The following is an 11,361-nucleotide window of genomic DNA, read 5'->3' on the forward strand; positions in this document are numbered from 1 at the left end:
AGGCCATGTGGGAAGCGGAGCGCGGGCTTAAATGAATTGGCTATATCTATATAAGCATCTTATTGGGTTCGCCTGCCGGCACATGATAAAGAGTCATATTAAAATGCTCCTTTCGACCAAAGACCGGTCCGACCCGGATCGCGCAAGGAAATCCCAAGATGCCTTATCCGACCATCGAGTCCACCATCGGCAATACGCCGCTGATCCAGTTGCCGCGCATTGGCGGTGAAGAGGCCAAGCGCCGCAACAACATCATCCTCGGCAAGCTGGAGGGCAACAATCCGGCCGGTTCCGTCAAGGATCGCGCCGCCTATTCGATGATCACCCGCGCCGAGGCGCGCGGCCAGATCAAGCCGGGCGATACCCTGATCGAGGCCACCAGCGGCAACACCGGCATCGCGCTGGCGATGGTGGCCGCCATGCGCGGCTACAAGATGGTGCTGCTGATGCCGGAAAACCTCTCCGAAGAACGCCGCCAGAGCATGGCGGCCTACGGCGCCAGGATCGTGCTCACGCCCAAGAGCGGCGGCATGGAATACGCACGCGACCTGGCCGAGCAGATGCAGAAGGAAGGCCAGGGCCTGATCCTCGATCAGTTCGCTAACCCGGACAACCCGCTGGCGCATTACGAGACCACCGGTCCCGAGATCTGGCGCGATACCCAGGGCAAGGTCACCCACTTCGTCAGTGCCATGGGTACCACCGGCACCATCATGGGCGTGTCGCAGTACCTGAAGGAGCAGAACCCGGAGGTACGGATAGTGGGGGCGCAGCCGGAAGAAGGTTCGTCCATTCCCGGCATCCGCAAATGGCCGGAAGCCTACCTGCCCAAGATCTTCGACAAGTCGCGCGTGGACCAGACCGAGTCGGTCAGCCAGGCCGCGGCCGAGAACATGGCGCGCAAGCTGGCGGTGACCGAAGGGCTGTTCTGCGGCATCTCGGCCGCGGGCGCCTGCGAGGTGGCGGTGCGCCTGTCGCACCAGGTGGAGAACGCGACCATCGTCTTCGTGGTGTGCGACCGCGGCGACCGTTATTTGTCGACCGGCGTGTTTCCGGCCTGATAAAGCGGAAAAGCCGCCCGGCGTTGGCGCCGGCGCGGCTTATCGATGCATAGCGTTAACAAAAAACGGAGCCCGAGGCTCCGTTTTTTTATTCGGCGTTGCCGGAAGCCGGCGCGGCTGCGGGAGCGCCTGGCTTCGGTTTGAATTGCTTGTCGCTGATGCGGAATTTCTCGCGGCGGTCGCCCATCAGCTCGCGCAGTTCGCGGATCGACAGTTCGCTGACTTCGTGCATGCGGATCAGCAGCGAAGCGCCCACCGGCAGGCGGCGATGGCGGATCTTGCTGATGACCGGCGGCGCCACTTCCAGGGCGCGCGACAAGGCGGCGTCGTTCTTGAGGTGCAGCTTTTCGATCAACGCATCCAGCAGGTGGTTCGGATCGTAGTTGACGTTGTCGGAAATGGAATTGGTTTCAGCAGTATCGGTAGTTGTAGTCATGATTGGGACGTTCCATTATGCAGATGTTTGTGAAGGCTTGAGCGCCTAAGCATTATTAATTGTTGGTAGAACTGCAAAACGCGACTAACTCTATCTGAGGCCAAGGTACCGGACCTTTTTTCTGCAAGATATCGACTAGTCCTATCAAAGAACAACATCAAAACCGGCATCGGGTTCTCTGACCGGCGCAATTGGTTTCTCTACGTTATAGAGCTAATTCTATGTCTATATAGAAATAATTGCACAAAATTCATGAGGGTCAGAAAATACTATTCCACAATAGTTGCAGAAACACATCTCGAATTTGTAACAGATATTAACAGTATTTTTTTGGGATTTGTTAGGGTTGTTTATCTGACACGACAAACGGCAGGGCATTCCAGCCAGACAGGCCAAGTTTCCGCAAGGTAGCCATGTTTTTCTCGAAAATTGCGCTGGCATCGGGGTAGGCGGCGACTGCCCGGTCGATGCTGCTTTCCCGCAACAGATGCAGGATGGGGAAAGGCGAGCGGTTGCTGTAGTTCTCGATGTCGTCCGGCTCGGCATCGGCAAACTGGTAGGCCGGGTGGAAGCTGGCGATCTGCAGTTCACCATCGAGTTCCAGGCGCACCAGGATGCGGTCGGCCCAGTCCAGGAAGTCGTTGTATTCCAGGAAATCCGTTAATGCGAGTGGAATGACCAGCAAGGTGGTGTCGATCTGCTCGGGATCGGTGCTCGCCAATAATTCAAGTTCCTGCTCCAGCTCTGCCGACAGCGCGTCCCATTCGGTGGCATGGCTGACCTGGTAGCGGATCTGTTTCTTGACGTGTACGGCCTTGGCGAACGGGCACAGGTTCAGGCCGATCACGGCCTGTTCCAGCCAGGCCTGGGTGAGGGCGATGACGTCGGCGTCGCTGCGGGGGGAAGGTGGGTTGTCCATACGATATTGTCGCATGGCCGCCGCGGCGCGAAAGTCGCCGCCCATTTGCCGCGCGGATCGGCTATGCTTGCCAACCTTCGGCGGCGGCGATTGCGCCGCAGCACCTCCAGTAGACGACAAGATTTCCTTCATGGCGCTCAAATCCACCATCTTCAAAGCCGACCTGCAGATTTCCGACATGGACCGGCACTATTACGAAAACCATGCGCTGACCATCGCGCGCCATCCGTCCGAGACCGACGAGCGCATGATGATCCGGGTGCTGGCCTTCGCCCTCAATGCCAGCGAGGCGCTGGCCTTCGGCAAGGGCTTGTCCGATACCGATGAGCCCGACCTGTGGCAGAAGGACCTGACCGGCGCCATCGACCTGTGGATCGAAGTCGGCCAGCCCGACGACCGCGCCATCCTCAAGGCCTGCGGCCGTGCCGAACGCGTGCTGGTCTATAGCTACAGCAGCGTTTCCAACATCTGGTGGAACCAGACCGGCAGCCGCGTTGAGCGCGCCAAGAACCTCAAGGTAGTGAATATCCCGGCCGAAGCCAGCCAGGCGCTGGCGGCATTGGCGCAGCGCACGATGCAATTGCAATGCACTATCCAGGACGGGCAGGTATGGCTGGGCGCCAATGAAAATATGGTGTTGATCGAGCCGGAGACGATCAAGGATTTTGCTTGAGCTCTACTTGCGTTCCAATGCCTCGGCCCGCCGTTCCAGGTGGCAGAGCAGGCGCTGCCCCTCGGCGCCGTTGAACCAGGCGGCATGCCCCAGCAGATAGGTTTCGTACGCCAGCGCGGCGTTCTGCTGCGAATGGGTGACGCCGTGGAAGTAGCCCAGTTCGGCCAGCGCGAACTCGGCATGCACCAGCGGCAGCAGCGCCGCCAGCGCGCGCGTCTGGCGCGCCGTCAGCGGCGACAGCGAGGCATAGCCGTCCAGTAGCGCATCGAGCAGGTCGAGGTGGATCAACTGGTCGGGCCGGTGCGGGATCGCCAGCCATTCCACGATGTTGCGCTCGATCGCCGTGGCCACGTCGTGCAGCGCGCAAGTGCGGTTCGACAGGCCGAAGTCCAGCACCGTGTGCGCCTGCGCCAGCGCGCTGCCGTCGCTCCACAGCAGGTTGGAGGCGTGCCAGTCGTTGTGCGTCCACAGCGGCGTCATCTCATCCAGGTAGGGTTTCAGGCGCGTGTGGAAAGGCAGCAGGTGCTGCGCCACCTCGCCGCGCCAGGGGCGCTCGCGCAGGTATTCGGCAATCGCCGGGCGCTGTTCGATATAGGCTTGCAGCGGGCGCAGCGGGTCTTCCTGCGAGAAGATCGTGAAGCTGCAGATGAGCGGCCGGGCGGCGCGCGCCGGCGCATCGTAACCCTGCGAGGCCTGGTGCAGCCGCGCCAGCATGGCGCCGGACGAATAGGCGTGGGTGCGGCTGGAGAACGGCGTCCACGAGAGGGCGTCGCGGTACAGGTCCACACCCGGCGCCAGCCAGAACACTTCATAAGTCCAATGCTCATCGGCCAGCGCGCTGGCGCCGTCCTCGGTCAGCAAGGCTACGCTGACGGGCAGGCCGCGGGCGTGCAGGTGGGCCACGAAGCGGTGTTCCTCGGTCAGCGAATTGACGTCGCGCACCCGTACATGGTGGCGCTTGACGAAAATCTCGCCGGCATCGGTATGCACCACGCAGGCCGCCGAGAACGGGCGCGGACTGTGCCACTCCAGGCGCTGCAGCTTGCCGGCCTGCGGGTAATGCCGCAGCAGGCGCGCCACCTCGGCCGAGGTCAGCGCCGGCCAGTCCGAAATCACCGTTTCGGTGCCCATGCCGTGGCTGATGGCGCGTGTGAGGTGGTGGGAAGCCGCTTCCATGATGCTTGGAACCTGTTTTTCCTGATTCTTAGAAATCGTATTGTAGCGACAGCCGCGCGGTGCGCGGCGCGCCCAGGTGCAGGTAGCTGTCGCCCAGGTATTGGCCGGAGTCCTTCCAGTAGCGCTTGTCGAAGAGGTTGTCGACGTTCAGGCGCAGCGTCGTCAGGTGTCCTCCCACGCGTAGCTTGTAGCGCAGGCCGGCATTGAATACATGCACCGCCGGCAGGCTCGCGCTGCCGTCGCGGATGGCCGGCTTGCTGCCGCTGTAGAGCCAGCTGCCCATCACGTTCAGGCCTTCCACGCCGGGCACCGCATAGTCGGTGTAGACGGCGCTGCGCAGGCGCGGCACGTTGACGGCTTGCTGGCCATCGTAGGCGGCGGTGCCGGTATCGCTGGCGCGCGCCCGGGTGACGGCCATGCTGGCGCCGACCTGCAGACGCGGCGTGAGCTTGCCGCTGGCGCCGAGTTCGATGCCGGTGTTGGTTTGCCGGCCTTGCTGCACATAGGTGAAGCCGGCGGGGCTGTTGTCGGGCTGCTGGTATTCGTAGGCATTGCGGATACGGAACAGCGCGGCGGTCAGGTTCAGGTCGGGCGTGACGTCGACTTTGACGCCGGCTTCCAGCTGGCGCGCCACCGAGGGCGGCAGCGTGGTCGGGTAGTTGCTGACCCAGAACGGCGCCGAGGTGCCCAGCGACAGCGTCTCGGCATAGCTGCCGTAGAGCGACATGTCCGGCTGCGGCTTGAAAATCAGCGCCAGTTGCGGCAGGAAGATGTTGCGGTTGGTATGGCGCGCAACGCTGCCGTCGCTGTTGAACGCATCTTCGTCGAGCCACACCTGGCGGCCGCCGGCGATGGCTTGCCAGCGCTCGGAGAACTGCAGGCGGTCGCTGAAGAACAAGGCCTTCTGGCGGCTGTCCAGGTTGCGGTAGGAGGGGCCGGGAATGTCGGCGGAAGGCGGCAGCGCCGGCGTGCCGGTATAGATGTTGCCGCTGCCGACCAGGCTGCTGATGCCGTCGGACTTGTCCACCACGCGGCGCGACATGGCCGCGCCCATCGTCAATTCGTGGCGCACGGATCCGGTAGCGAACTTGCCGATGACGGCCGCCTGTACTTCGTCGTTGCGGCGGTCGTCGTTCGGGCTGCGATAGTCGTAGACATCGAAATCGCCGTTGGCGGCGAAATACGGCGAAGCGCCCCCGCCACTGCCATACGGGAAGGCCAGGTAATCGTCGATCACCGCGCGGCTGCGGCCGGCGGTGATATAGCCGCGCCAGTCGCTGTTGAATTCGGTATCCAGGCGCAGGCTGTAGTTGAGCGAGGTGTCGCGCACCGGCTGCGCCCAGGATTGCGGCGTGAGCATGGTCGAAGGCGAGACGCCGGCGGGGATCGTGGCGCCGCCCAGCAACTGGTAGCCGGCTACCGAGCGTTGCGCCTTCTGCTGGTATTCGGCATTGAACTGCAGCAGGGTGCGTGAGCTGATGGCCCAGGAGGCCGCCAGCGAGGCGAAGTCGCGCCAGCCGTCGGCGTTGCTGACGTACGAATGGATGTCTTCATGCGCGGCGTTGATGCGCAGGCCGAACTGCTTCTGTTCGCCGAACAGGGCGCCGAGGTCGGTGGCGAGGTAGCGCGAGCCGTTGGAGTCGGTGCCCAGCACCACCGAGCGCACGTCGGCCGGGCGCTTGGTGACGTAGTTCACCAGACCGCCGGCGGCGACCACGCCGGCCTGCAGGCCGGCCACGCCTTTCAGGAATTCCACGCGCTCCTTGTTCTCCAGCGCGATGGTCTGCTCGCCGGCCGCGGTCAGGCCGTCGATGCGGTAGGCGCTGGCCGGGTCGAGCGTGAAGCCGCGGATGCTGAAGTTTTCGTAATAGCCCACCGGCGCGTAGTTCTCGCCGATCGAGGCGTCGTTCTTGATCACGTCCGACAGCAGGCGCGACTGCTGGTCGCGCATCTGCTGGGCGGTGACCACCGCTACCGAGGCCGGCGTGTCGAGCAGCGGCGCCTCGTCGAAACCGGCGATGGCGGCTGAACGGGCGCCGCTGGCGGTGACATTCACCGTGGGCAGGGCGTCGCCGGATTGATTGCGGCCATCGGCGGCGCGGGCGGCGTTGGCAAGGCCGAGGGAGGTCCCGGCCAGGGTCAGCATCAGCGTCGATGCCAAGGGAGTAATACGTTTCATCTTGGTGAGGTAGTGAGGCGCCGGATGCGTTGCCCGGCGCCATTTGTTATTGGATCAGCGGTTGTTGCGCGCAGCGGCGACGGCGCGGCCCAGTTCGGCCACCGACATCGCATAGAAGTAGCTGCGGTTGTACTGCGTGATGGCGAAGAAATTGTTGGTCGCCAGCCAGTATTCGGTCGGGTTGGTGCCGTTTTGCAGGTCGACCAGGCCGAAGCGCATGCCGGCCGGCAAGGTGGGCGCGCTGACGGTCACGCCGGCGGCCTGCAATTGCTGTTCGGTGTATTTGGCTTCCAGGCCCTGGTTCAGCATGCCTTCCCACTGGCGGTTGTCGGCCGAGACCGTGGCCGGGAAGGCCACCGGTTCGCCGCGCTGCCAGCCGTGCACGGCGAGGTAGTGGGCCACGCTGCCGATGGCGTCGACCGGCGAATTGCGCAGGTCGATCTTGCCGTCGCCGTCGAAGTCGACCGCGTATTCGCGGATGCTGCCCGGCATGAACTGGGCCCAGCCGATGGCGCCGGCGTAGGAGCCGCGCAGCGAGAACGGGTCGATGCCGGCGTCGCGCGCCAGCAGCAGCGTGTTTTCCAGTTCGCCGCGGAAGAAGGCCATGCGGGCTTCGCGGTTGGGGGTGTTGGGGTAGTCGAAGGCCAGCGTGGTGATCGCGTCCATCACGCGGAAGTTGCCGGTGTTGCGGCCGTAGACGGTTTCCACGCCGATGATGCCGACGATGATTTCCATCGGCACGCCGTATTGCGCCTCGGCGCGCGCCAGGGCGACGCCGTAGGTGTTCCAGAACTCGACGCCGGCGTTGATGCGCACCGGTTCAATGAAGCGCGCGCGGTAGGCGGCCCAGTTCTTGGGCTTGTTGCTGGGCGCGGGCTTGATCAGCTGGATGGCGGTGTCGAGATAGCGCGTCTGCGCCAGCAGCTTGTTGAGTTCGGCGCGGTCGAAGCCGTTGCGCTGGACCATCTCGTCGATGAACTGCGCGCCTTCCTTCCATTCATTGAATTTGACGAATTCGCCCTGGTCTTCCGGCGCTGCCTTTTTCTTGGCAGGGGCCTTCTTTTCCGCCTTCTTGTCTTTGACGGACTTGCTCTTGGCGGGCTGCTTCGGCGATTCGGCATGCAAGGCCGGCGGCAGGGCGCACAGGGCGGAAAACAGCAGGGCGGAAGTCAGGGCGGGCAGGCGGCGAAGCGATGTGAGCGGCATGAGGCGGCAATCTGGACGGAGGGGGCGAAACAGCGCCCAAGTATATCCCATCACGCCGTCCGTCCTTTGCCCCCTTTGCCGGTGCATGGGATGTACACTAGCCTCAAGAGACAGACAAGACAGAAAAGCAACAATGACTACCGCCTTTTATACGCACCCCGACTGCCAGCGCCATGAAATGGGCGACTGGCACCCCGAGACGCCGGCCCGCCTGCAGGCCATCGAGGACCAGTTGATCGCCAGCCGCATCGACCAGTTCCTCGACCGCCGCGACGCCCCGCTGGCCGACCCGGCCGAACTAGAACGCATCCACAGCGCCGCCGCCGTCGACGCCATCCGCGAGCACAGCCACGCGCTGGCGCTGTCGGGCGAGGCGTATTACTCCATCGACGGCGACACCCTGCTCAATCGCCATAGCTGGCAGGCGGCGCTGCGCGCGGCCGGCGCGGCGGTGGCCGCGACCGACGCGGTGCTGGCCGGCGAGCTGGACAACGCCTTTTGCTCGGTGCGCCCGCCCGGCCACCATGCCACGCCGGGCAAGGCGATGGGATTTTGCCTGTTCAACAACGTCGCCATCGCCGCGCGCCATGCCATGGACGTGCACGGGCTGGAGCGGGTGGCGGTGGTGGATTTCGACGTGCACCACGGCAACGGCACCGAAGAAGCCTTCGCGCACGACCCGAGGGTGCTGATGGCGAGCTTTTTCCAGCATCCTTTCTATCCGTTCTCGGGTACCGAGCCGGCCGAAGCGCATATCGTCAACGTGCCGGTGCCGGCCTATACCGACGGCAACGCGGTGCGCCAGCTGGTCACGGAAAAATGGCTGCCGGCGCTGCATGCGCACCGGCCGCAGATGATCTTCATCTCGGCCGGGTTCGATGCCCACCGCGAGGACGACATGGGGCAGATGGGGCTGGTCGAGGCCGACTATGCCTGGATCACGCGCCAGATCATGCAAGTCGCCAGGGAGCATGCGCAGGGCCGCATCGTCAGCTGCCTGGAGGGCGGCTACAACCTGTCGGCGCTGGGGCGTAGCGTAGTGGCGCACCTGAAGGTGCTGGCGGAGCTGGAATAAATGCGCCTATTCGCCACGGCCTCCGCTACCGCAGGAGGAACCCGCGCCAGCGATCTTCTCGCGGGCCTGTCGCTGGCCGGCCTGCTGCTGCCGGAAGCGGTCGCCTATTCGAGCATCGCCAACCTGCCGCCGCACATGGGCATCATCGCCTTGCTCGCCGGGCTGGCTTGTTACGCCATGCTGGGCTCCAGCCGCTTCGCCATCGTCTCGGCCACCTCTTCGTCGGCCGCGGTGCTGGCGGCGGCGACCGCAACCATGGCCGGCGGCGATCCGGCGCACCGCATGGTGCTGGCGGCAGGATTGGTCATTCTCACCGGCGTGCTTTTCCTGATAGCGGGCATGGCGCGCATGGGCAACATCACCGACTTCATCGCCAAGCCGGTCATGCGCGGCTTCACTTTCGGCCTGGCGATCGTCATCATCGTCAAGCAACTGCCCAAGGTCGTCGGCGTGCATCCCGCGCATGGCGGACTGATGCCGCTCGTTGCCGAGTTGTTTGGCCAGGTCGGCGCCTGGAATCCGGTTGCCTTGGCCGTCGGGGCGATCGCGCTGGCGCTGCTGTTTTTGTTTGCCAGGATGAAGAGCGTGCCGGGCGCGATGATCGTCATCGCGCTGGGGATCGCGGCCAGCCGCTGGCTGGAGCTGTCCCAGTATGGCGTCGGCCTGGTCGGCCCCATCGTCCTGCAACGGCCGGCACTCACATGGCCGCAGTTGGCCCGCACCGACTGGGTGCAGCTCGCCGAACTGGCAGTGGCGATGGTGCTGATCCTCTACGCCGAATCGTATGGTTCGATACGCAGCTTCGCGATGAAGCACGGCGATACCGTGGCGCCCAACCGCGATCTGCTGGCGCTGGGGGCGGCCAATGTCTTCTCCGGCCTGCTGCAGGGCATTCCCGTCGGCGCGGGCTATTCCGCCACATCGGCCAATGAGGCCGCCGGCGCGACGTCGCGCTGGGCGGGAGCGATCGCCGCGATCGCGGTGCTGGTCGTAGTCATGGTGCTGCTGCCCTGGGTCGCATTGACGCCGGAGCCTGTCTTGGCCGCGATCGTCATCCATGCGGTGAGCCATACGCTCAAGCCCGCGGCCTTGCGCCCTTACTTCCAATGGCGCCGGGACCGGCTCGTCGTGGTTGCCGCCGTGCTTGGCGTCTTGCTGCTGGGCGTATTGGACGGGCTGATGGCCGCGATCGGCATCAGCATCCTGATGATGCTGCGGCGGTTTGCCGATTCGCGGCTGTCCGTTCTCGGGCGGCTCGGCAAGGGGCACGATTTCGTGCGCATCGACCTGCATCCCGAAGCGCTCCCGGTCGCGGGCATCCTGATCTTCCGCCCGGAAGAACCCTTGTTCTTCGCCAATGCCGAGAAAATACTCGGCCAGGCGCGCCAGCGCATCAACGATGCGGCGCAGCCGGTCAACGCCATCATCCTGAGCCTGGAGGAGTCGCCCGACCTGGACAGTTCCAGCCTGGAAGCCCTGCGCGACTTCGCCGGGTTTGTCCATGCCGCGGGCAAGCGCCTCCTGCTGGCGCGGCTGAAGAGTTCAGTGCAGGAAATCCTGAAGCGGGCCGACATTGCCGGCCTGCCGCCTTCCGACATCATCGATTTGAGCGTGGACGATGCGGTAGCCGCCACTCAAGCGGCCTCGTAAGCCGCGATGATGGCATCGGCCACCGCCCGCACCCGCGCCGTGCGGTTGAGGTCGCTGTGCAGCACCAGCCACATGTCGTACGGCGCATTGCGCTCGGGCCAGATGCGCACCAGGCCGGGCATGGAATCGCCCACATGCTCGGGCAACTCACCCAGTCCCATCCCGGCCAGGACGCATTCGGCCAGCATCAGGCCGTTGCTCACTTCCATCGCGACATTGGCATTGGCACTGGATTCGCCGCAAACTTGGTCGGCCATGTGCGGCGCCAGCGCGCGCTGGTAGGCTACCACGTCATGCCCCTTGAGCGCGCTGCCGGGTTCGGGCAGGCCACGCTTCTTGACATAGGCCTTGGAGGCATAGATGCCGGTGTGCAGGCGCTTGAGGTGGCGCGCGATCAGGTCGGGGCTGTCGGGGCGGACGGTGCGTACCGCGATGTCGGCTTCGCGCTTGGTCAGGTTGGTGATCTGGGTCGAGGTGGAGAGCACCACGCGGATATTCGGATGCGCCTCGCGCAGTTTTTGCAGGGCCGGTATCAGGTGGTGGCGCGCAGCACTGTCGGTGGCGGCCAGGCGCACCACGCCGCACAGGCGCTCGTCGATGCCTTGCATCTGGCGCAGCAACTGCTCGGCTCCTTGCTCCATGCGCTCGGCGGCGCCGGCGGCGAGTTCACCGGCAGGCGTGGGGACGTAGCCCGAGGGCGTGCGCAGGAACAGGCGCGCCGCCAGCGACTTCTCCATCGCCGCCAGGCGCCGGCCTACCGTGGCCTGGTCGATCTCCAGCTGTTCAGCCGCCGCGCGCAAGGTGCCCTTGCGGTATAGCGCCAGGAATACCCGCGCATTGTCCCAATCCATCGCTGCCGTCATATCGCCTCTTCAGTCTTCGGGGTATGCAAATTTGCATCACTGTGCCGATGTTATACCTATTTATTGCATCAAGGCGGAAGCCTACAATCCGTCCATCGCGCGCATGCCGCGCCATCGCAGAAA

General features: G+C 64.5%; 10 protein-coding genes. 4 read left to right on the forward strand and 6 right to left on the reverse strand.

What is annotated here, in order from left to right:
• Positions 1 to 158: 158 nt before the first annotated feature.
• Complete coding sequence (gene cysM, locus J7548_RS11790) at positions 159 to 1,061, forward strand: cysteine synthase CysM (RefSeq protein ID WP_290974775.1); 903 nt, start codon at positions 159 to 161, stop codon at positions 1,059 to 1,061.
• 88 nt (positions 1,062 to 1,149) lie between these two features.
• On the opposite strand, the gene J7548_RS11795 is transcribed toward cysM, so the two are convergent.
• Positions 1,150 to 1,497, reverse strand: a complete 348-nt coding sequence (locus tag J7548_RS11795; RefSeq protein ID WP_290974776.1) for a hypothetical protein — start codon at positions 1,495 to 1,497, stop codon at positions 1,150 to 1,152.
• Between the two features lie 340 nt (positions 1,498 to 1,837).
• Positions 1,838 to 2,416, reverse strand: coding sequence for a DUF1415 domain-containing protein (locus J7548_RS11800; RefSeq protein ID WP_290974937.1), 579 nt, complete (start codon positions 2,414 to 2,416; stop codon positions 1,838 to 1,840).
• Positions 2,417 to 2,546: 130 nt separating this feature from the next.
• Here J7548_RS11800 and J7548_RS11805 point away from each other — a divergent pair, with 130 nt between their 5' ends.
• Complete coding sequence (locus J7548_RS11805) at positions 2,547 to 3,089, forward strand: YaeQ family protein (protein WP_290974777.1); 543 nt, start codon at positions 2,547 to 2,549, stop codon at positions 3,087 to 3,089.
• A gap of 3 nt (positions 3,090 to 3,092) precedes the next feature.
• Here the strand turns inward: J7548_RS11805 and J7548_RS11810 are convergent, their stop codons facing one another.
• The 3 genes from J7548_RS11810 to mltB are packed head-to-tail and all read right to left on the reverse strand — an operon-like array spanning position 3,093 to position 7,650.
• The gene (locus tag J7548_RS11810) at positions 3,093 to 4,265 is read right to left on the reverse strand and encodes a phosphotransferase (RefSeq protein WP_290974778.1); all 1,173 of its coding nucleotides are present in this window, start codon (positions 4,263 to 4,265) and stop codon (positions 3,093 to 3,095) included.
• 28 nt (positions 4,266 to 4,293) lie between these two features.
• Positions 4,294 to 6,444 carry a TonB-dependent siderophore receptor gene (locus J7548_RS11815; RefSeq protein ID WP_290974779.1) on the reverse strand — a complete coding sequence of 717 codons (2,151 nt, stop codon included), beginning with the start codon at positions 6,442 to 6,444 and terminating at the stop codon, positions 4,294 to 4,296.
• Positions 6,445 to 6,498: 54 nt separating this feature from the next.
• Positions 6,499 to 7,650: a lytic murein transglycosylase B gene (mltB, locus tag J7548_RS11820; protein WP_290974780.1), complete on the reverse strand. Its 1,152-nt coding sequence runs from the start codon at positions 7,648 to 7,650 to the stop codon at positions 6,499 to 6,501.
• 133 nt (positions 7,651 to 7,783) lie between these two features.
• On the opposite strand from mltB, the gene J7548_RS11825 reads away from it, so the two are divergent.
• The gene (locus J7548_RS11825; protein WP_290974781.1) at positions 7,784 to 8,725 is read left to right on the forward strand and encodes a histone deacetylase family protein; all 942 of its coding nucleotides are present in this window, start codon (positions 7,784 to 7,786) and stop codon (positions 8,723 to 8,725) included.
• Complete coding sequence (locus tag J7548_RS11830; protein ID WP_290974782.1) at positions 8,726 to 10,375, forward strand: SulP family inorganic anion transporter; 1,650 nt, start codon at positions 8,726 to 8,728, stop codon at positions 10,373 to 10,375.
• On the opposite strand, the gene J7548_RS11835 is transcribed toward J7548_RS11830, so the two are convergent.
• A complete protein-coding gene (locus J7548_RS11835; protein ID WP_290974938.1) occupies positions 10,360 to 11,226 on the reverse strand; it encodes a LysR family transcriptional regulator in 867 nt (288 codons plus the stop codon). The genes J7548_RS11830 and J7548_RS11835 overlap by 16 nt on opposite strands.
• Positions 11,227 to 11,361: the final 135 nt, after the last annotated feature.

The organism is Herbaspirillum sp., from assembly GCF_017744395.1.
Taxonomy (GTDB): Bacteria; Pseudomonadota; Gammaproteobacteria; order Burkholderiales; family Burkholderiaceae_D; genus Herbaspirillum.